This is a genomic window from Alteromonas sp. PRIM-21, assembly GCF_027563165.1.
In the GTDB taxonomy this organism is placed as follows: Bacteria; Pseudomonadota; Gammaproteobacteria; order Enterobacterales; family Alteromonadaceae; genus Alteromonas; species Alteromonas macleodii_A.
Genome location: NZ_JADOEK010000003.1, coordinates 98,626 through 119,598, shown reverse-complemented (window position 1 = coordinate 119,598; position 20,973 = coordinate 98,626). Strand labels below are relative to the sequence as shown.

Genomic DNA, 20,973 nt, shown 5'->3' with positions numbered 1-20,973 from the left:
ATATGTTGTTAGCGACCTTGCTAGTGAAGTAAAGACGAGTAAATAATTAAATGAATAGACCCTGGTATAAAGAATTCTGGCCCTGGTTTTTAATTGCCGTACCTATCATTACCCTGATCATGGGCGGCGTGTTGTTAAACCTTGCTATTTCTACTGAAGATAGCCTTGTTGTAGACGATTACTACAAAGAAGGTAAAGCAATTAATGCACGCTTGGACAAAGAGGCAATCGCCCGCCGTTTAAATATTACTACCGATTTAACCATCGAAGACGGTAGCATCGCGCTGCAGTTCCATTCAGGCATTCCTCAAGAAGGTAATGCGGTTAAGCTAAGCTTTTATCACGTCACGCTTGAAGAGCGTGATGTCAGCGTTTTACTAAGTCGCGACGCTAACGGTATTTATCGCGGTTTTATTGAAGAAAACCTAGACGGTAAATGGCGCATATCGCTCACACCTATTGATGATAGCTGGAAAATTCAAAACACGGTCTATCTACCCCATACTGGTAAAATGAAGTTCAATCCATAATGGCCAATCACGATTGTTACCATTGTGGGCTGCCTGTGGCAGCCGTAGACGATGGGAAATTCACTACTGTCATATTGGGGCAACAACGAGATATGTGTTGCCCAGGTTGTTTAGCGGTAGCTGAAGCTATTGTTAACAATGGTTTAGAAGACTATTACCAGTTTAGGACCGAACCTGCGCAAAAGTCTGACGATGGGATTTTGGAAACCTTAGACAAACTCAAAGTCTATGACGACCCTTCCCTTCAGGAAGAGTTTGTGTTTGAAGAAGGGCAAGATAAGCAAATTCAGCTAACCCTTGAAGGCATTACATGCGCTGCCTGTGGCTGGCTTATTGAAAAGCAATTATCGAAAGTTGAAGGCATCAAGCAAGTAGCTGTAAATGTTCAAGAGCGTCGGGCTTTAGTTACTTGGTCACCGTTTCAAATTAAGCTTAGCCAAATTCTCTCTACGCTGAAACGCATCGGCTATATTGGCTCTCCATTTCACCCTGATGAGCACGAAGCCAGTTATAAACGCGAGCAAAAAACCTTCCTTAAGAAGTTAGGGCTAGCAGGTATTATGACCATGCAGGTTATGATGCTGATGACAGGTCTTTATTTTGATTGGTTTGGCGCCATCGAATTAGAAACACGCCAGTATTTTTACTGGGTTGCCCTTACACTCACCACCCCGGTTGTACTGTATTCTGGAAGCACCTTCTATGTCGGTGCAGCTAAAGCGCTAAGCGCACGAACAGTTAATATGGATGTACCTGTTACGCTTGCCATATTTGGTACCTATATTGCCGGTATTCGCTCTACCATGCTAGAACAAGGCGAAGTGTATTTCGAATCCATTTGTATGTTCATTTTTCTGCTGTTGCTTAGCCGATTCTTAGAACATCGCAGTCGACACAGAGCGGCGCAGATTTCTGCCAATATGATGCAGTATGTTCCTGTGTCAGCGACTAAAATAATGCCAGATGGCAGCGTTACTGAATGCTTAGCAAAGCAACTAAAGGTGAACGATGTAGTGCTAGTTAAGCCCGGTGAGACAATTCCCATTGATGGGCTGGTAACAGAAGGTAACGCTGCGGTTGATGAGTCTATGCTAACGGGTGAATTTAACCCTGTGCGCAAGACAAACAACAGCGTTGTATATGGTGGTACCGTATGTCAGGATGGCAGCCTTACCATTACTGTTACGCAAACACTTAAAAATGCGCTGGTAAATCAAATTGTGAGGCTTCAAGCAAGTGCGATGGCCAGCAAACCCAAGGCCGCGCAAATAGCCGATAATTTTTCTCGATATTTTGTAACTGCGGTACTGCTGATTTCAGCGTTAACCTACACCTTTTGGGCCTATAACGGCAGTGTTGATGCATTTTGGATCACCATTTCGGTGCTAGTAGCAACCTGCCCTTGCGCCTTAGGGTTAGCCACACCATCAGCGCTCACTTGCGCTATGGCGAAATTAAACAGACAAGGCATTTTGCTAAAGCGAGCCGATGCTCTTGAGCAAATAACTGGCATTGACACTATCGCGCTCGACAAAACCGGTACGCTTACACAAGGTAAGTTCACTATATCAAACGCCTGGTATGCTGACGGCGTAGACAGCGACAGCGCGTTTTCCATTGCACGCGCACTTGAATCTCGCTCTGAGCACCCTATTGCTAAAGCCTTTAGCGGGGATAAAGCCTTTAGCGATAATAAGACCGTTAGCGGTGATAAAACGTCAAACGGCAACACCGTACACAAAGTGTCCAATTTTACGGTCACGCCAGGTGGTGGAATTAGCGGTGAAATTAATGACACACTATTTTGCATGGGCTCAGCAGCATTCAGTGTTCACGAATCACAGCAATCATTTATCGAGGGTTACCCCTCGGCTAATGTGTTTCTTACCGTCAAAGGCCGTATTATGGCGGCTTTTGAAGTTCGTGACTCACTGCGTGACGATACCCAAGAAACCCTCGATATATTGGCAAAAAGTCATACCCTAGCTGTATTAAGCGGCGATACACAGCAAAACGTCGACTCCCTAACGAAACCTTTACCAATTTCCACCGCTAAAGGGGGTCTTACCCCAGAACAGAAATACGAAGCGGTTCAAGCTATGCAGCAATCGGGCTCCAAGGTAATGATGATGGGCGATGGTATTAATGACGCGCCAGTGCTTGCTAGTGCCGATGTAGCGATAGCAGTAGGTAATGCGACAGATGTTGCGAAGACTGCTGCCGACGTGATATTGCTAGGCGACCAGCTACTTTCTGTACCGGAGTTAATTAAAACCTCGCACCAAGTGAAACAAAAAATAAGACAAAATATTGGTTGGTCGTTAGGTTACAATGTGCTGATCTTACCCTTCGCCGTATCAGGCCTGCTTTCACCGTGGATGGCGGTTGTTGGAATGTCATTAAGCAGTATCATAGTAGTGACAAACTCTACGCGACTTCTGGGCAAATAGTATGAGCATAATTTACGTTTTAATACCAATCGCGATCATCATAGTAGCTGTGGCAATTGTGATATTCTTCTGGGCGGTTAAAACCAATCAGTTTGAAGATTTAGACCGTCAGGGTTACAGTATTTTGTTTGATGATGACCTTCCGCCTGAGGAAAAAAAGCTCGCTGAGCAACGCAAGCAATTTCAGGATAGTAAAGTAGATAAAAGCCAAGAGTCGCATGGAGGGGATTAATTATTTCTCAGCCTTTCTTATCGGCTTAGCTGGCGGTGTTCACTGCGTGGGCATGTGCGGTGGTATAGTGGCAGCGCTAAGAATGGTGTCACCAAAAGGTGCTTCAGCATTACCCTATACCCTAGCCTACAATATAGGACGTATAGCAAGCTACACCATCGCTGGCGCGCTAACTGGGGCGCTTGGAAAAATAGCCGCCGACTACGTGCCCCTTGCCAACTATGCCCTATCTTTGCTTAGCGGCCTTATGCTGTTGTTGCTAGCCTGTTATTTAGGTAAATGGTGGACGGGTTTAACGGTATTGGAAAGCGCTGGAAAAGGATTGTTTTCTAAACTGCAGCCACTATCTAAGCGTTTTTTACCGTTCAAAACCCCTTTTAGCGCTATCCCTTATGGGTTTATCTGGGGCTGGTTACCTTGTGGATTAGTGTATTCAACACTTACTTGGTCTTTGGCTGCTGGCAATGCAGTACAAGGCGCCGCCGTGATGTTTTTCTTCGGTTTAGGTACTTTGCCAACGCTACTCGCAGCAAGTGCAGGCAGTCAGTATATTGTTAGTAGTTTTCAAAACAGTCACGTTAGACAACTCATCGCAGTAATAATGGCCATATATGCAGCCTATCTTATTCATGGCGCAATCGTTTAAAAATAGGTGTATTATTGTCGTGGGGTCTTTAAAAGAGCATGCATTATGAGCAAAGGAAGCCAATTTTCTATTCACTGTCAAAACTGTAGCTTTAGTCACCTGTGTTTACCCGTTGCACTAAACAAAACAGAAATTGAATCTCTTGACGATATAATCGAGCGCAAAAAACCGCTTCATAAAGGCGATACGCTCATTCAAACTGGCGATAAATTTCGTTCCCTTTTTGCGGTAAGAACAGGTTCTTTTAAATCATTTGTAACTAATCAAGAAGGTGAAGAGCAAATCACCGGCTTCCACTTCCCGGGTGATATTATTGGTTTTGATGCCCTGCGTGAAAGTAAGCATCAAAGTTACACTTCTGCGCTAGAAACCGCCATGGTGTGTGAACTGCCTTATGACACACTTGATGAAATGTCGGTTCAATTTCCCAAACTACGCCATCAGATCATGAGCTTTATGAGCGCTGAGATAAAACAAGATCACGACATGATCATGCTTTTAAACAAGCGTACTGCTGAAGAGCGTTTGCTGTATTTTATATCACACCTTTCCCAGCGTTTTGAAGAGCGTGGCTTTTCGCACAGAGAGTTTCACCTAACTATGACCCGAAACGAAATCGGCAACTATTTAGGCTTAACGATAGAAACCATTAGCCGTCTATTAAGTCGTTTTCAGAAGGAAAACATTATCAAGGTAGACGGAAAATTGATCTCTATTTTGGATTTTGATCGGTTAAATACCAAGCTAGAGGCGTTAAATGGCCCTAGCGTAGTTTGTAACGGTTAATTTATTCTTCTTTTATCTTAAGCGCGCTACATGCGCGCTTTTTAGTTTATCAACGAATTATTTACGCCTTGATCCAAAACAACTCACGTTTTTCTAAATGTCGTTTATAGTTAATGTAAATGGTTTATATAAACTGTTTTGAAACAATATCGATGTCGACAGCGATACGAAGCTTTGTAGTTGAGGAGACGTTATGATTGAGTGTAAACGAATTCTTGCCGTGGTGGACGCGGAACGCGACAACCAGCCTGCCCTAAGCCGTGCCTATGAACTTGCATCAAAAACCGGCGCCACGGTTACCGCTATGATGGTGGTATATGATTTGTCTTACGATATGACAACCATGCTTAGCCCCGACGAACGTGAATCAATGCGCGATGCCGTTACAAAAGAACACGCCAAATGGCTATCTGCCCAGCTAAAAGAACAAGGCTTTTCAGAGACCGATATTGTGGTTGAGTGGAACAACCGTGCTTATGAGTCGATTATTTATTACGCCCTTAATAACCAAATTGACTTAGTAGTAAAAGCTACTAAAAAACATGACGACCTTGCGTCAGTGATCTTTACACCTACGGACTGGCACTTAATGCGCAAATGCCCTCGCCCTGTACTACTCGTGAAAGAACATGATTGGCCAGAAGGCGGTGAAATCATTGCTGCAGTGAACGTAGGGAGCGAAGATGATGAACACGCTGCACTAAACGACAAGCTTACATTAATCGCGAATGACTATGCCTCTTTGCTGAAAGGTAACGTTAATTTAGTCAACAGCTACCCTTCAACACCACTCAACATTGCCATCGAAGTGCCGGAGTTTGACCCAGACACGTATCACGATGCGGTAAAAAACCATCATATTAAAGAAATGCGTAGTCACGCACTCAAATACGGTATTCCAGATAATAAATGTGTGGTTAAAGAAGGCTTACCTGAAAAAGTTATCCCACAAGTAGCAAAAACACTGGATGCAGAGTTAGTTGTAATAGGTACCGTGGGACGGGTGGGTATTTCAGCAGCGCTTATTGGCAATACTGCCGAACACGTTATCGATGAACTGAATTGTGACGTATTAGCAATTAAGCCCGATGGATTTGAATCACCTATAACCGTGTAGTTAACGACTTAATTGCGCTTAAATATCAAGACACTTAATGGCGACAAATGGCGAGTCGGCGATGGGCGCTTTTCATAAAAAAACTCGCATTTAGCGGTTAATTACGCGAATTAATAACACACGCTTTAATCAGTACTTAACGCTTCTCGATAAATTTAACCACTCAGCCATAGTCTCGAAAAGGCGCTTTAATGTATAATGACGCCTTTATCACAAACCAAGCTAGTTAATTATGAGTTTAGGCACAAGCAGTGCTGACGCGCCGACGTTAAACGCCGCGCAAAGTAAGCAAAAGTACAACTTCAACAAACTTCAGAAACGACTTCGTCGCAACGTGGGTAAGGCCATTGGCGATTTCGGTATGATTGAAAACAACGACAAAGTCATGGTGTGTTTATCTGGCGGTAAAGACAGCTATACCATGCTTGATATTCTATTGTTTTTAAAGAAGATTGCGCCTATTCATTTTGATATTGTTGCGGTAAATCTTGACCAAAAGCAACCTGGTTTTCCCGAACATATCTTACCCGAGTACTTAGACAGCATTGGCGTTGACTACAAGATTGTAGAAGAAGACACCTACTCTATTGTTAAAGACAAAATTCCTGAAGGGAAAACGACCTGTTCGCTTTGTTCTCGTTTGCGTCGTGGTATTTTGTACCGTACAGCGAAAGAGTTAGGCGCGACTAAAATTGCATTAGGTCACCATCGTGACGACATGCTAGAAACTTTTTTCTTAAATATGTTTCATGGTGGTAAGCTAAAATCTATGCCACCAAAACTGGTCAGCGATAACGGTGAACATATTGTTATTCGCCCACTAGCTTACTGTAGCGAAAAGGACATTTTGAAATATTCACAAGCCGCTGAGTTCCCAATAATTCCGTGTAACCTTTGTGGTTCACAGGAAAATCTACAGCGTCAGAATATCAAAGCAATGCTTCAAGACTGGAACCGCCGTTTCCCAGGTCGTATTGAATCAATGTTCCGCGCGCTTCAAAACGTGGCCCCTTCACACCTTGTAGACAGTAACCTTTATGACTTTAAGTCTATTGCCACCCAAGACGGCCCCGTTGCAGATGGTGATATCGGATTTGATGAACCTTCTTTTACTACAGAAAATAGTGCAGATCTTAGCGATGAAGATAACGCTATCGAGGTAGTAAATATTATGGAACCAAAGTAAATGAAAATTGGACTTGCGTTAGGTGCCGGTGCCGCAAGGGGCTGGACTCACATTGGTATAATTGAAGCGTTGGAAAAGCTTGGCGTTAAAATTGACGTTGTAGCTGGTTGCTCGATCGGTGCTTATGTTGGCGCTGCCTACGCAAGTGGCAAGCTAGAAGGTTTAAAAGAATGGGCCTGTTCGCTTAGCGACTGGCAGGTGCTCGCGCTTATGGGTGTAGGGCTCAGGCGAGGCGGCATTGCTAGCGGACAAAAAGTTTTTGACAAGCTTGCTAGCGAGTTTTGTGTTTCCTCGTATGAAGAAATGCTTAAGCCCTTTGCAACAGTGGCGACTGACCTATATACAGGACGTGAAGTGGTATTTAATTCAGGTCCTATTGGCGACACCATTCAAGCATCTTGCGCTATTCCGGCACTTTTTACGCCCGTGGCACATGGTGATCGCTGGTTAGTAGATGGCGCAGTTGTTAACCCTGTACCGGTTAACCTGTGTCGACAGCTAGGCGCAGACTTTGTAATTGCAGTTAATCTTAACGCCGATTTTCGCCCGCTTCGATTAGAAAAGTTAAGGCAAGATCACGAAGAAAACCAACGTAAAACCGAAGACTTTTTTACTAAAAGCCAAAACGTATTGCGTCAATGGTTTTCGCCAGACAGTAAAGATGACAAAGCATCAGAGGAAAATGAAGAGCAGCTTCAAGTTAATGCTTCTGACGATGTGAATACTGAAGAAAGTATCGCGACCGATGTTATTGAAAAAGTCGAAGAAGAATTTACCGAAGTTCCGGCAAAGGTGAATAAGCGCAATCCGCCGGGGATTATGAGTGTAATGAGCAGTTCACTTGAGATACTTCAAGCTCGCGTTACCCGTTCACGTTTAGCCGGCGATCCGCCAGATATACTTATCGAACCTCAACTTACTGATGTGGGTATTATGGAGTTTCATAGGGCGGAAGAACTGTGCGCAAAGGGCGAAGAAACCATCGCGCGCGTTGCTGAGCAAATTAGGTATCAGTTGCTAACCTGATACCTAATTGTTCAAAAGGTAGATTAACTAGACGCCATAGCTGTTACACGCAGCGGCGCTTGAGGCAGCGTTAAGCCTTTCGCCTCATTTATCCACTCTTGCTCTAAATGCAGAACACCGTTGTTAATTTGTACACCCTGCGGCGTAACGAAATCTAAATTTTTGTCTTCGAACTGAATCATTAAGCCCTTCACCGACGGCATCATAAAAGACAAAAAGCTCCCCATTTCATTGAAAAAGGCTTCATACTGTTCATACAAGAAAGTGAGTTCTTCTTTTTTGTAATACTGTTTAAGGTATTCTGGCTTGGTTTCAAGCTGCACCGACATATCACAAACGTTCGCACGTTCGTTTAAGTCAATACGTACCAGTGCATTAGCCATTTTCAGTGCTTTTTCAGTGGGTACGGTAAAACGTCCTTCATCTGTAACTTCTAGTGGCATTGTTTTCTTATCGGTAACGATAGATGCACCGTTAACCTCGCATAAACGCCCTTCACCTACTCGGACAAAACCAAACGCAAACTGAAGCGCTTGGGTATCTTCGTTATCTAGCTTTTTAACATGGCTGTAGAAACGGCTGTACTCTACATCTATCGTTTCAGCCGTTACGGATGTACTAGCAAAACCGACAAACAGAGATGAAGCAAGAAATAATGCAGCGCGTATCATTCGGATAAAAACTCCTCGTTAAATAGGATCATTGTTTGGAGCTCTTCAACATAAGCGGCTCCTCGCTCGGAATAATTCATTAGCCCTTCTGCCAATGCAACACCAGTAATGGGTAATTGGTTAGCTCTCAGTCGGCTGCGTATCTCTCGTAAATCAGCATAGGCATCGTGTCTGTTGAGGTTACGCATATAGGTGTACGTAGCGCGAGACAGACTATCAAACTTGGCTACTTCGTGTGATGCGCCGGCATTTCGGCGATTTGGGACGAAACCACACCCTTTTGAAAAACACCATAAACCGAAAAAGTTGTAGCCCTTTCTTGCAAATCGGCTTGTTCCCCAAGCAGATTCATTCGCAGCCTGAACAAGTACCAGCTCTTCAGGTAAAACATCAATTTTCTGCAGTAAGGCCAATAGTTTAGTCTTTAAAGGCTGTGTAGACTTTACCCGATACTCTTCTACAAGCCATTCAAGCCTAGCCATGTCATCTTCTGAAAGCGATTCGTTGACTAACGCCTTCCTATACAAGGTTTGTACATAATGTCTTAAGGTAAGTAAGTAGGCATTTTGCTTCTCTACCTCGGGCCGTAGATAATTAAAAAAAGCCTCTTTTTTTTCTTTTACGTTGCTATAAACAGAGAAATCAGGCACAGGTTTCTTCGCTTCTACCGTTTGCGGTATGTCTAAAATATCCGGTTCGTCCTTAGTAAAAATAATGGCGTTAATGACAATGACCGCCAAAACGCCTAGCGTTATAAGGACAATTTTAAAGGTTTCTCGTTTATGCATCGAAGCTCGACTCATTCACATCATTTACAGATGCTTCCGTGCTCACTCCTTGTTCGCCAATCAGTTCCTGATAGAGCAATCCCATCATACTAAAATAAAAAGGTAACACCCAGATAAGGGAAAACCCGAACGTCAGTGGTACCGACACGAACAATAAGAAGAGCACCCCGAAGATACTGGCAATTTGAGCCCAGTACGCGTTGAATACACGGCAAGAAAGAATAATTGCGCTAATTGGGGTTAGTTTTCTGTCGGCCACTAACATAAGAGAAAAAGACGACGCTAGATAGAAATACACGCCTGGTAAGATAAGCAGCATCATGCCTAACTGCACAAGAATACTGCTAACTAACTGGGTTAACGCAACCAGAAATATGAGGGGGAAAAACTGAAATACCGTAAATACCGATGTTTTTACGCCTCGCGCTATAAAAACGCCCATCATGTATAAGCCCGTAAGTAACGGCGCAACAATGCAGATTGCTACAATCTGGATAATAGACTGGTGCTCGAATACATAGCTACCGTCGTCATTGATGGTAATGTACTGTTGGGCAATCACTCCAAGCACTACAAAGGTCAAGAATAAAACAAGGCTACCTTGAAACAATGATGAAAAATTAGCTTTTGTTAAACCGGCAGCGCGGCGCAAAAGACCTTTAGTATCGAATTGATACTGTTTAGACAACGTATTGTTCAGGCGGTCTGGGTTTACGTCTTTCACACAACTCTCTTATATTTTTGGAAAAATCGGCGCGATTATACCAATTCACAAAAATAAATGCCTGCTTGTGTATTAAACAAAAGTTAACCCAACACCAACTTAGCTGCTAACCCCACTAAAAGCACGCCCATAGCCCTATCCAACCAATAGCCTTTTTTGCCAATAAGTTCGGCGACTTTACTGGTACTTAAAAGGTAGGAAAGGAAACAGAACCATAACCCCGTGGCAAATGCTAAGTAGATACCATAACCAAGCTTTACGCTAAATGGCGTATCGATACTGATGATAGCGGTAAAAAGTGAAAGGAAAAACAACGTCGCTTTAGGATTAAGTCCGTTTGTCAGAAAACCCATCCAAACGGCACGTTTTGCCGAGATTTGTGATGTCTTTTTTTCTGTATCTATATCCTGCTTCTGCTTTACAGGGCCGCTTCTAAGCGCTCCGAAAGCAAGATAAAGTAAATAAGCAGCAGCAACGTAGCTAAAAGTGGTAAAAAGCCAAGGCGTAGTAGCAATTACCACGCTTAGCCCTACTAGCGAATAAGCAACATGTAATAAGATTGCTAGTCCAATACCGACACTAGTGTACATGGCTATACGTCTACCATAGGCAACGCTGTTTCGAACAACCACCGCAAAGTCAGGACCTGGGCTAGCAACAGCCACAAGATGTACCAGTGCAATGGTAAGAAATTCGTTCATATACTGCATGTTTTGCGCCTCCTACAGCGCATATTTTGAAATTATTTCATCAACCCATTGCGGAACTATACGCGAGGCAGGACCGGTGAGTGATTCGTCAAACAAGGCATTGGATACACCTGGTTCTAAATTCGCTTCTATTGTGTGTGCCCCATTTTCTTTAGCAATCTGCACAAAGCCAGCAGCGGGATACACATTACCCGATGTACCAATAGCTATAAATACATCGGCCTGTGAGAGCGCATCGTATATTTCTTCCATATACATAGGCATTTCGCCAAACCACACGATATCCGGTCGCAGGGTGACTCTGTTACAGCAGGGGCATTTTGTGGTGTGATCGAAGCTTTCACGCCAATCAAAAGTTTGCTGGCTAATAGCACAGCGCGCCGACAGTAGTTTACCATGCATATGATAAACCGACTCACTTCCCCCACGCTCATGTAAGTCATCTACATTTTGCGTCACCAACGTTAGCTTATGACCGAAGGCTTTCTCGAGTTTAGCAAGCGCCATGTGTGCTGCGTTGGGCAAAACATCATTCTGTTGAAGCTGTGCTCGCCGCGCGTTATAGAAGCGATAAACCAAGCTGGGGTTTTGTTCGAACGCTTCGGGTGTAGCGACTTCTTCAACGCTGTGATTTTCCCAAAGGCCGTCATTATCGCGAAACGTTTTTAATCCAGATTCAGCGGAGATGCCCGCACCGGTGAGAATAACAATATTGGGTAAGGATTGATTAGCTGACATCGGGTTATTTTTACTCTGTCGCAATAAAGCGAGTTATTCAGTTTATTTTGCAGTTCGCGATAATATCGTGCTTAGGCATACATCGCACATAAATGATTTCAGCACTTCACGGCTTCTATGCTTTTACACGCCTTTAACTACAGGGTACTGAGTATTAGCGCCCCATTCAGACCAGGAACCATCATATACCGAAACTTGCGTAGCGCCGCACATAAGGGCTGCAACACCAATGATACAAGCGGTAACGCCTGAACCGCACGTGCATATAATAGGTTTACGTAAGTCGACTTTTGCTTGTGCAAAAACAGCGTTAAGTTCATCTAAAGGTAAGAAGTGGCCGTCTTTTACTAATGTATCGAAAGGTACATTGAATGCGCCTGGCATATGTCCTGAGCGCACACCCTCGCGGGGCTCCGAAATTTCGCCTTTAAAGCGCGGGGCACTTCTCGCATCAAGCAATTGCGCTTCGGTATTTATAGCTTGAAGCACTGCGCTAGAGTTTGCAAACCACCCAGGTCGAGGTGTTGCTTGGTAGGTTAGTTTCCCATACTGCTGTTGTTCTGAAACGGGAAGCCCAGCCCCCTCCCACGCAGGTTGGCCACCATTTAATATATATACATCTTTATGCCCAAGTGCTTTAAGCATCCACCATACTCTAGGCGCAGAATAAATACCTCGGGTATCGTATACCGCTATGGGCGTATTCGCTGTTATGCCCTGATTACCAAGATAAATAGCAAGGTCTTCAGCGGATGGCATACTGTGTGGTAAACCTGTCGTGTGATCGCTACCTTCGCTATCTAGATCAAAATCCACTGACGCAGGCAATACCATTGCCGTTCTTGTATCCGGCGTTTTTGAAACGGGATCATCCATCAACGCTCTTACAAGCGTAACTGGCTTTTGTTGCATTGCATTGGCTAACTCGCCTATTGATAGCAATACTGTTGCCATTACATCCTCCTGAAAAGCGCCCATATAAGTGGGCGCCCTGTGATACCGAGTTAAAAACTAGACGGTATATGTTGATCCACATTAAACATTCAGTTTTTGCTTACGACTAAGCGGCCTTCTTAGCTTAATGCAGCAATAGCAGACTCGTAATTTGGTTCTTCAGTAGTTTCTGCTACTTGCTCTGTATATACCACCTTACCTTCACTATCGATAACAACAACCGAGCGCGACAGTAAACCTGTTAGCGGTGCTGATTCAAATGTTACACCGTAATCATCACCAAAGGTTGAGCGGAAGGAAGAGCCTGTAAGCACGTTTTCGATGCCTTCTGCGCCACAGAAACGGCCCGCAGCAAACGGCAGGTCTGCTGACACACAGATAACTGTTGTATTATCTAATTTTGCAGCTTCTTCGTTAAATTTACGCACTGACATCGCGCAAGTGCCTGTGTCGATTGAAGGGAAGATATTCAAAACTACGTTTTTCCCTGCCAGTTCTGACAGCGTTACTTCGCCCAAATCCGCCTTTACTAGAGTAAAGTCTGGCGCAGCTGTACCTACTTCTGGTAACTGCCCCTTAGTTGTAACTGTGTTGCCTTGAAAAGTAACTGATGCCATTCGCTTTCTCCGTTTTTCTTTAATATAAAATAGTGGATGTAAAACAATACTTTCGCAAATAAAAGTGACACTTTTTAGATGTTATCTTTAACCTGCGACTCTGCAAACGCGAGTTTATGCTGTAAATGGGGCTTACCTTTTAAGTATTCCCGCCTGAACACACTAAAATAATGCGCTAGCGTTTGAGCCCCTTGCTTTTGTTCAGCAAGTGCTAAAACGCTAATACCTACCTCTGCCGTGCAATGTTGGAAATCATGGGTAGACTCTCTCAGTAAATAGTCTGAAGCCACTTCCATGCTAACACCCAACACAGGAAAATTATGTAGGTATGGGCTTTTTACAAACATCTTCTTTGCTTCACGCCAGGTTCCATCCAAGAAAATAAATAGTAATGTTTTACCAGTATTCAATGGTGGAGCGTCAATACAGCGTTCAGCTGCAGCATATTCGTGTGGAAATACCACAATGGGAAAGTATTTGTCGTCGCTTAGCAGTTTGAGTAACGCTTCATCGGGTTCAGTTCGTTTCCATAAAAACGCGTGGTTGTCTTTAACCACGTCCGCTATCAAACGGCCCGTATTGGTAGGTTTATAGTATTCGCCTTTGTACATTAAAAACAAAACCGCCACGTCTGTGCCAGCTTCAGGCTTAAATTCACAAATACAGTTTTGCGTTGGAAGCAAACATGCATCACAGCGAATTACTTTGCTACCACGAGCGTGAAAAGGACGTTCAGCACGAGATAGCTCGTCTAAACGAAGTGACATAACAGAATTCAAGATAGTACGTCTCTGCCAAGGATTTTTACGGATTTTACCATAGTAAAACGCAGTAAAAGAGCGTGATTAACAAAGTTTTGTATTGAATAGAAATAGAAAAAGGAAAGTGGTGCCCGGGGCCGAAGTTAAAAAATAAACCTAGAATATTGATTTAGTTTATATTTTTTAGGGGCAACCTCCATTTATAGCACCAAATGTAGCACCATAAATTTAACCTAGCCCCCTTCTAAACAGGTAAGCTTTAACTTAATTCCGTTATTCTAAATTAATCTAAAAACTTTCACTTTAGGCAATTGAAATAGAGTAGCCGATTATATTCAGAAGGCCACATTTACCACAGGTGAATGAATTACCGTGCTTGATATCTCGCTGCCAGATAGAAACGGGATTAAGACAGTCTTTGTTTGCGCATGTTGCACTTACTTTATCGGGTCTGTAACTAAGCTGGTGGTTAACAGCATCAAAAGTAATTTTGTATGAAGCTGAACACTTAGAGTTTGAGCAGTGCAGATTAAACTCACTAACTGTATAGTCAGGCTCACACCCAACACGCTCACCACACTTTTTGCAATCGAACGTAAAGAGGCCTGCTTTAGGAACGAGTTTAGCGATAGGGCTATTGATCACTTCATCCAGTAAGGTGCTTAACCGTTCCAACGACTTATTAACGCTGGTGGTATTAAGAGCAATAGGTTCTAAATCATTGTTAAAGCTAGCGTGAAGATAAGAACCTATTTTATGGTAATGCTTACCCAATTCTTTCCGCGATAGAACACGTTCAGTCTCATCCATTAAAATGTCGTTCTCTTCTTCCTTACTGGCCATAGTGAGCCTAACCCCCTTGTCAGCATATGGCGCAATCTCAAGCAAACGTTTAATAAGTCTGCTTGGCTGCCATTCTTTGAGGTCATCGTTAGACAGCACACTTTTGTAGCACCATGCCCTTTCGTATATCAAACATTCAAGGCATTGCCTAAGCTCAAGAGCCGCATATCGTAATGTCTCTTCGCTATTAGACGGTAGCATTGCACTAGCGCGAATTAAGCAGCCCCGTGCTACATCCCTATAGTTCATGGTAAATCCCTTCTAAATTTGCACTATCGTTCCTAAATTTGCACTTTACTTTAGGCGTTAACCAAGAGTGCAAACGGTTTATTTAGCTGATAAATATACAGTTATTTCTATTATTTGCACTATTTGCACTTTTTGCAGTAGAAATATACCTATCTGACCCCGTGCCCCTTAACTTTTCGCTTTCACGCGGAGATAAGCCCGATTCGACACACTATATTTGAGGCTTGCTGTATTGGTATGAACAACCATAACGAGGTAAAACCCAGTTACCCTTTGGGTAATATTCATAAATTAGGTCTGGTATACAATACCTTAGTGCAAAGGTTCAGTTTAATGGTGAGATATGGCCCCTCTTGAACACGAATAAAGCTTATACTTCAAGCTAGGTATGGATTTACATATCATTTAAACCAATGATTTTAATGAAGTTATCTCAATTGAAATATAACCCCCCTCTGAAATTTTCTATAGCTGTTAAAGATACGCGGTTCCGTGTGCCGTACAACCCCCCCTTTCCAAAAGGACCCGTGAAAAAGCATAGGCAAATAGCATTGTGAAGTAAGTTCGTTGGCAAAGGTTATGGTGGTGGGTGTACACCATTGCACCTCACTCGTGTGAAGTCTGTTTAGAAGTCTTTACAACTGAAAGCGCGTCGTGCCCCGTTGCGCAGGGTAGAAGGGGCGCACCCCTGACCTAGTAAAATAGAGTGCAAAAAGTGCAAATAGTGCAAACGGGAGTTGTAACCCTATGTTTATAAATACATATTTAGCATTTGTACTACTGCAAACGGCTATAAACAAAGTGCAAATAGGTACTGCATAGTGCAAATTTAATAAGATAAATGGTGTGTTACAGGTGCTTACAGAGAAAGAAATGAGCCGTTGGAGCAATGCACTTAGGTAGTTAATTGCATGTAACAATACTAAACCTGTATATCTAAACAGGCTTAGTATATTAAGCATCATCCATTGACATATACACATAATCAGGCTGACTTAGCGTGTTCAGCATCGTGTTGATCACTATTGCTTAAAGTCATTCTGTCTACAGCCTCAAAGAGTGAGGAAGCCTTGAACTTAATTACCTGTTGAGACTTACCACCAGCATTGGGTAGAGCTTCAGAGGTGTTAAGCTTCTTACGTTCTAGCTCTGAAGGTCTGAGTATAGAAACGCTCAAATCTCTAAGCAGTCGAGCGGCCCTCTTCCCGTCAAAGCCTTTACACATAACATCCATAAATATGTCTTTGTACACGTAATACATATGGTCTGTAGTAGCGTCTTTGTCAGGGTGCCTAATAGTAATTTGCTCTCTATAGCCCCACATTTCTAATTTAGATGGTACATGCTCATCAATGACCATAGGGTCTTTTGCCCCTCTTCTATCCCACCGTTTAAAGTGCTTTTCACCATAAAGCTTTATTTGCTTCGCCAGGTGGTTAAGAAGCTGTATCTCTTCCACGTTCCCAGTACCACCCCGAATATCTACCCACATTCTGAACAAGGATATAGCCGATTGAATAGAATGGCCCTCGCTCCATCCAGTAATGCCAAAAGTTGAAGCAAGCTCACCTGCTAAGCCCACCAGCGCAAATTTCTGAAAGGCCCTTACTGCTTGTCCACCAGCATCATTACCAAGCACACGTTCTCTATAAGTTGCAATCTCTGCATGATGCACTTTGATTAGTTCGCCTAAGTCGGTACTGGTTAACTGCTTAATAAATTCTAAGAACGGTTCACCGTGGTACTTTTCACACGCCTTGTTTAAGTGGTCAGATAATGCAGCACCGTTAATAAAGTTATGTGTATCGGTGTATATGCCATTACGCTTTTTAAGTGCTTCGTCTTCGTGCTGTGAAGCTGGCAGAGAAAGAAAACGCATATGAACACCACCATTAACTGATTTGCCAATGCTGCCTAAGTAGTCATCAATAGTCTTTTCACCGTTTGACAAGAACGCCAGGTTCCAACGTTGTGTTTTCTTCTTCGCGTAGTCTGGGCCTGAACGGTTCTTTCCTTTACCGTTGCCAACCATGTATATGATCCCCTCAATAGTAAGAGGGTTAGCTTCGTTCAGCTCATCGAGCGCCAATAGCATGTCTGAATGTAAGGCTGCGGTATCTTCCAAAGCGTTATCAGTGGTACGCCATGAGCCTTTAAATTCGCTAGGCTTACCATACACAGAACAAGCAACATTCATTAACGTGGACTTACCTAATGAACTATCACCGTAGAAGTGAAACCCAACATTCTCAGAAAGCCCCATCAAGCTAACTAGGGGGCCAGTAAAGGCCAGAGAAACAGCAAGAGTAAGCAAGGGGTTTCCTTCGCAATATGACGCTATTTCACGTTGCCAATCTGATATAGCGCCAGCGGCCTTTAACTTACAATCACGGGCGTTTTCATTGTCGTAAAGAAGCGGTGAATCTGTTTCACCTATTGTTTGGTCGGGCAAAATGAAAGCGTTTTTATGCCAACCTAGCTTTTTAACTAATTCAACTCTATTAGGGATGTCTTTATAATTAAGGTATTCAATTAGTTTTCCTTTTTCCTGAGATCTTACTTCTATATGTAAACCCTCTGCATTAAGCTTCTTCCTAGCTTCCGAACCTCCATTTTCATTTATCGCAACCTTTGGTATGTTTAAGCGCTTCTCTTGACCGTCATAATCCTTAAAGCGTACAAGCACCCCCCAATCTGAACTAACAGCATCACGGGTTAAGGCTAGCAGCTCTAAAGGGGCGCAAATTCGTTTGAATATCTCATTGCCTTTATCGTCAGACTTGTAAAACGCTTCTACACCGTTATCGGTTAATTTAAAGCCTTGAGGTACATTGGGCTTAATATCGCTAGGGGCGTGTGTAACCGCCTCTTTTATGAATAGTTCACCACATTGCTTTAACGCTTCTAAGTGTGCAGCCCCCCAACCTAGTTCAAGCGCGTCAGCGGCATCTGCTCCATCTGGCCATATACAGTCTTCACCAAATAAAGGGCCACCTTCGCTTTCAGAAAGAGGGGTTTTAGCTAAGCTGTCTAAATTAATAATTCGAATGCTTGCTGCATCTAGTGATGTGAGTAAGTCCTTAAGCTCTTTGGTGCACGTAATGCCGGCATTGTCATTATCGGGCCATATGATTACATTGCGCTTAGCCAAAGGTGTAAAATCGGCCTGACTGATAGACTTAGAGCCATTAGGCCATGTAATACATACACAGCTAGGGAATAACGCCTTTGCTGCGTCTGCGGCCTTCTCACCCTCTGCAAGCACTACAGTTGCCTTAGGGCGCTTGGCTAGTTCATTTAATCCATATAGCGGACGGTTGGCTTTAGGCATACGCCAGCGCCACTTGATCTCACCAGTATCACGGTTTCTATATAAGGCTAACGGAGCAAATACTTTTTCACTTTTGCCGTCTACTGGCGGTTTCTCGAAGCGAAGTACTTTAAGAATAAGCTGATTGTTAGCGTCCCTGTATTCCCATGTGAAAGTAGGTAAGCCGTGCTTTAGGTGTTTTTTAAAGCAACGTTTGACAAATTCGGGGGGCACAGGCGTTACGTGTAACCACTCTTCACCATTACTACGGGTATTTCTGGCGCTTTCGTTAGGCTTTGGCGCAACTCTATTGTCATAGTTGATTAAGTCGCTAAGCTCTTTATAGGCTTCGCCTTGGGGCTTGTTTGTAACATATGCTACCAGAGATATAACGTCTTGCCCTTTCGCCTCGCTATCTGCAAAGTCAGCCCAAACACCTGTATTGATATTGATGCTGAATGAACCAGGTTTATTGTCTGCTCTTCTGGGGTTTAATGGCTTGTACTCATGACCTTCATGCTTACCCCCAGGTAAGTAATAATTTAATACGCTATCGATATTGCTTAACGCATACTCATTCAAGCCTTTAAAATCTAACCTACCCATTAAAGTCTCTGCCTTATTGCGTTTTTCATTTTCGCTGCATTAATCTTATTAACGCTTGTGTCTGATTCAATCTGAAAAGCGTAAACAGCATTGTTTTTTTTACTTTTAACTTTCCGCTTTAGGCTCTTGAGCGTGGTTACGAGACACACGACACAAGCGCCGCCACAAGGAAGGTTTACAACCTCTCTGGGTAGATGCGCTAAGGGGCTTTTTTCTAGTGTTGCTGGTGGATATATGAGGTAAGTTAAACCATTTACTATAAACGGCTCTTTTTCCTGAGCCGTGATTTCTTTAGTAACCATTAATGCTAAATCTTTAGTTTTAGCAATAACGTGTTCTTGATCAGGTTCTAATTTCTCTACGCTTAGTTGCTTCAATAACTTCATTGCTCTTCCCTCTTTTGCTCAGCTCTGCTTATTCTGCTCATTGATTGCGATTTCACATGAGCGGAGAAAAGGGCTGCAGGCTTTTGGGGTTTTCGTTTTTTTGTTTTGAAGGTTAGCCAATGCACCACACACGTAGCGCCACAAGGTAAGTTAATGACTTCCCTTGGTAGTTGATTGATTTGGGTTGCTGGTGAATAGCAGAGGTATATTAAGTTGTTAACTGTGAATTGCTCTATAGGCTGACGGGCCACACGCAAAACTTCAAGAAAACCGAGTACTCTATGCTCACTATCACCAATGATATAAACATGATCGGGTTTGAGGTGTTCTTTACTTGTTAGCTCTCGTAATTTCATAGGTCTAACCCCATTTGCTTAGCTTTGTTGCTTACAGAAAGAAGGTTGAAAGTTTCTGGGATTTCGTACACCAGGCATTTGTCACCGTTAGCCAATGCATGGTGTTTAAACTTGAACTGAAATGCTAAGTGACTAGAGGGGGCATATTCCAAATAATAGCCCTCGCTCTCTGTTTCCATCACTTCGCATGGGCCAGTACCGCGTGCAGCTCGAAAGCCTATAACTTGATTTACAGTAGAACCCAGAAAATAGAAGTAATCAGGCTTATACGGGATAGTCTTTTGCATTACTGCCCCCGTGATATTGCTATACGTTCAGCTTTCCATTGGTTGATTTCAGAAAGAAGCCAGCCGCTTGCTCTACCGCCTAGGTTAATGGGTGAAGGGAATTGAGATTGCTTTATAAGCTTGTAGATAGTTGGCTTTTTAAGACCTACGGACTTTTCAACGTCCCTCATTCTTAAAATAGGGTCGTCTTGTGGATAATCGTTAGCTACATTCTTGTTCATAATTGTCTCTTAAGTACTTTCTCAGTTGATGAAGAAACAATTATGAACACTCTAACAATGATAATAAGTGGGGTTTACTTTGCAGATGGTTAGTAAACCCCCTAGGGGGTTTACACGGAAATAAGGAAGAAATCCCCCTAACTTTTTGTAACTTACTTTTAATTAGCTATTCGGTTAATCATGACCATATGACTTGATGTGTACTCTCTATTCGAACCAGTAAGAAAGTACTTTTACAGAGATAACCTATGAGTAATAACCATCGTCGATGGTCGCTTTGCGAACCCAATCCTCAATGAAGCTGTATTTAGCTAGCCATCTATATTCACATTTAATGCTCACTATGAAGCTACTCTTCTAAAGCATTTAAAAGAGCATACGTCACACGTCACATTAGTAGCGGAAATTGATGTTCTTAATGATTGCTTCCTAGCCCTTTTAGCCTTTGGATTATATTCTCTGTTGGTCAATACGTAACACCATGTCTAGGAAAGTAAGCGTAGAATTATGGGAAGGGAAATTAGATGCTGGTTTCGACTTGTTGAAATACTTGTCGGAAAAATGATTTTTTTGTGGAGCTACTAAAGAATGAGCTAGGTACTCTCGTTCTGGAGACTCAAAACATTACGGTTGTTAGCTGCTATTGCATATCGGCGAGCTGTAAGCCATTCTAGAAAGACTTGTCTATATAGATGAGATTTAAACCTTATAAGAACTAAAACATTGTAAATGAGATTCGAACAGGGACTAAGAAACTCTGTATTGTCATCTCACAATGA

Annotated in this window: 22 protein-coding genes; 8 read left to right on the top strand and 14 right to left on the bottom strand. The window is 43.0% G+C overall.

Annotated elements, in window-relative coordinates:
• Positions 1 to 50: 50 nt before the first annotated feature.
• The 8 genes from IW644_RS07200 (at position 51) to IW644_RS07165 (ending at position 7,973) form a co-directional block, all read left to right on the top strand.
• The gene (locus tag IW644_RS07200) at positions 51 to 530 is read left to right on the top strand and encodes a FixH family protein (protein WP_269917042.1); all 480 of its coding nucleotides are present in this window, start codon (positions 51 to 53) and stop codon (positions 528 to 530) included.
• A complete protein-coding gene (locus tag IW644_RS07195) occupies positions 530 to 2,980 on the top strand; it encodes a heavy metal translocating P-type ATPase (RefSeq protein WP_269917041.1) in 2,451 nt (816 codons plus the stop codon). Before IW644_RS07200 ends, IW644_RS07195 begins: the two co-directional genes overlap by 1 nt.
• A 1-nt stretch (position 2,981) precedes the next feature.
• Complete coding sequence (ccoS, locus tag IW644_RS07190; RefSeq protein WP_179983502.1) at positions 2,982 to 3,212, top strand: cbb3-type cytochrome oxidase assembly protein CcoS; 231 nt, start codon at positions 2,982 to 2,984, stop codon at positions 3,210 to 3,212.
• Entirely contained in the window at positions 3,199 to 3,858 is a 660-nt protein-coding gene (locus IW644_RS07185; RefSeq protein ID WP_269917040.1) for a sulfite exporter TauE/SafE family protein, read from the top strand. Before ccoS ends, IW644_RS07185 begins: the two co-directional genes overlap by 14 nt.
• 45 nt (positions 3,859 to 3,903) lie before the next feature.
• Positions 3,904 to 4,644 carry a fumarate/nitrate reduction transcriptional regulator Fnr gene (gene fnr, locus IW644_RS07180; protein WP_179983504.1) on the top strand — a complete coding sequence of 247 codons (741 nt, stop codon included), beginning with the start codon at positions 3,904 to 3,906 and terminating at the stop codon, positions 4,642 to 4,644.
• A gap of 193 nt (positions 4,645 to 4,837) precedes the next feature.
• The gene (gene uspE / locus IW644_RS07175) at positions 4,838 to 5,761 is read left to right on the top strand and encodes a universal stress protein UspE (RefSeq protein WP_269917039.1); all 924 of its coding nucleotides are present in this window, start codon (positions 4,838 to 4,840) and stop codon (positions 5,759 to 5,761) included.
• 232 nt (positions 5,762 to 5,993) lie between these two features.
• A complete protein-coding gene (gene ttcA / locus IW644_RS07170) occupies positions 5,994 to 6,947 on the top strand; it encodes a tRNA 2-thiocytidine(32) synthetase TtcA (protein WP_269917038.1) in 954 nt (317 codons plus the stop codon).
• Positions 6,948 to 7,973, top strand: a complete 1,026-nt coding sequence (locus IW644_RS07165; RefSeq protein WP_269917037.1) for a patatin-like phospholipase family protein — start codon at positions 6,948 to 6,950, stop codon at positions 7,971 to 7,973.
• A gap of 23 nt (positions 7,974 to 7,996) precedes the next feature.
• Here IW644_RS07165 and IW644_RS07160 read toward each other — a convergent pair whose 3' ends face one another.
• The 14 genes from IW644_RS07160 to IW644_RS07095 all read right to left on the bottom strand — a co-directional run bounded on the left by IW644_RS07160 (position 7,997) and on the right by IW644_RS07095 (position 20,194).
• A complete protein-coding gene (locus IW644_RS07160; protein ID WP_269917036.1) occupies positions 7,997 to 8,644 on the bottom strand; it encodes a DUF2987 domain-containing protein in 648 nt (215 codons plus the stop codon).
• Positions 8,641 to 9,432 carry a glucosaminidase domain-containing protein gene (locus tag IW644_RS07155; protein WP_269917144.1) on the bottom strand — a complete coding sequence of 264 codons (792 nt, stop codon included), beginning with the start codon at positions 9,430 to 9,432 and terminating at the stop codon, positions 8,641 to 8,643. Before IW644_RS07155 ends, IW644_RS07160 begins: the two co-directional genes overlap by 4 nt.
• Entirely contained in the window at positions 9,425 to 10,156 is a 732-nt protein-coding gene (locus IW644_RS07150; RefSeq protein ID WP_269917035.1) for a stress protein, read from the bottom strand. Before IW644_RS07150 ends, IW644_RS07155 begins: the two co-directional genes overlap by 8 nt.
• A gap of 83 nt (positions 10,157 to 10,239) precedes the next feature.
• Entirely contained in the window at positions 10,240 to 10,866 is a 627-nt protein-coding gene (locus tag IW644_RS07145; protein ID WP_269917034.1) for a LysE family translocator, read from the bottom strand.
• Between the two features lie 12 nt (positions 10,867 to 10,878).
• Positions 10,879 to 11,604 carry a Sir2 family NAD+-dependent deacetylase gene (cobB, locus tag IW644_RS07140; RefSeq protein ID WP_269917033.1) on the bottom strand — a complete coding sequence of 242 codons (726 nt, stop codon included), beginning with the start codon at positions 11,602 to 11,604 and terminating at the stop codon, positions 10,879 to 10,881.
• Between the two features lie 123 nt (positions 11,605 to 11,727).
• On the bottom strand, positions 11,728 to 12,558 hold the full coding sequence (locus tag IW644_RS07135) for a sulfurtransferase (RefSeq protein WP_269917032.1): 831 nt from the start codon (positions 12,556 to 12,558) through the stop codon (positions 11,728 to 11,730).
• Positions 12,559 to 12,677: 119 nt separating this feature from the next.
• Positions 12,678 to 13,175 carry a thiol peroxidase gene (gene tpx / locus IW644_RS07130; RefSeq protein WP_269917031.1) on the bottom strand — a complete coding sequence of 166 codons (498 nt, stop codon included), beginning with the start codon at positions 13,173 to 13,175 and terminating at the stop codon, positions 12,678 to 12,680.
• Positions 13,176 to 13,249: 74 nt separating this feature from the next.
• Positions 13,250 to 13,942, bottom strand: coding sequence for a tRNA-uridine aminocarboxypropyltransferase (locus tag IW644_RS07125; RefSeq protein ID WP_269917030.1), 693 nt, complete (start codon positions 13,940 to 13,942; stop codon positions 13,250 to 13,252).
• Between the two features lie 297 nt (positions 13,943 to 14,239).
• Positions 14,240 to 15,028 carry a hypothetical protein gene (locus IW644_RS07120; protein WP_269917029.1) on the bottom strand — a complete coding sequence of 263 codons (789 nt, stop codon included), beginning with the start codon at positions 15,026 to 15,028 and terminating at the stop codon, positions 14,240 to 14,242.
• A 985-nt stretch (positions 15,029 to 16,013) separates the two neighbouring features.
• Positions 16,014 to 18,944 (bottom strand): DUF927 domain-containing protein, encoded by a 2,931-nt coding sequence (locus IW644_RS07115; RefSeq protein ID WP_269917028.1) that lies wholly within the window; start codon positions 18,942 to 18,944, stop codon positions 16,014 to 16,016.
• A complete protein-coding gene (locus tag IW644_RS07110) occupies positions 18,944 to 19,330 on the bottom strand; it encodes a hypothetical protein (protein ID WP_269917027.1) in 387 nt (128 codons plus the stop codon). The genes IW644_RS07115 and IW644_RS07110 overlap by 1 nt, the downstream gene beginning before the upstream one ends.
• A complete protein-coding gene (locus IW644_RS07105; protein ID WP_269917026.1) occupies positions 19,327 to 19,686 on the bottom strand; it encodes a hypothetical protein in 360 nt (119 codons plus the stop codon). Before IW644_RS07105 ends, IW644_RS07110 begins: the two co-directional genes overlap by 4 nt.
• A complete protein-coding gene (locus tag IW644_RS07100) occupies positions 19,683 to 19,973 on the bottom strand; it encodes a hypothetical protein (RefSeq protein WP_269917025.1) in 291 nt (96 codons plus the stop codon). Before IW644_RS07100 ends, IW644_RS07105 begins: the two co-directional genes overlap by 4 nt.
• The gene (locus IW644_RS07095) at positions 19,973 to 20,194 is read right to left on the bottom strand and encodes a helix-turn-helix transcriptional regulator (RefSeq protein WP_044447590.1); all 222 of its coding nucleotides are present in this window, start codon (positions 20,192 to 20,194) and stop codon (positions 19,973 to 19,975) included. The genes IW644_RS07100 and IW644_RS07095 overlap by 1 nt, the downstream gene beginning before the upstream one ends.
• Positions 20,195 to 20,973 lie beyond the last annotated feature (779 nt).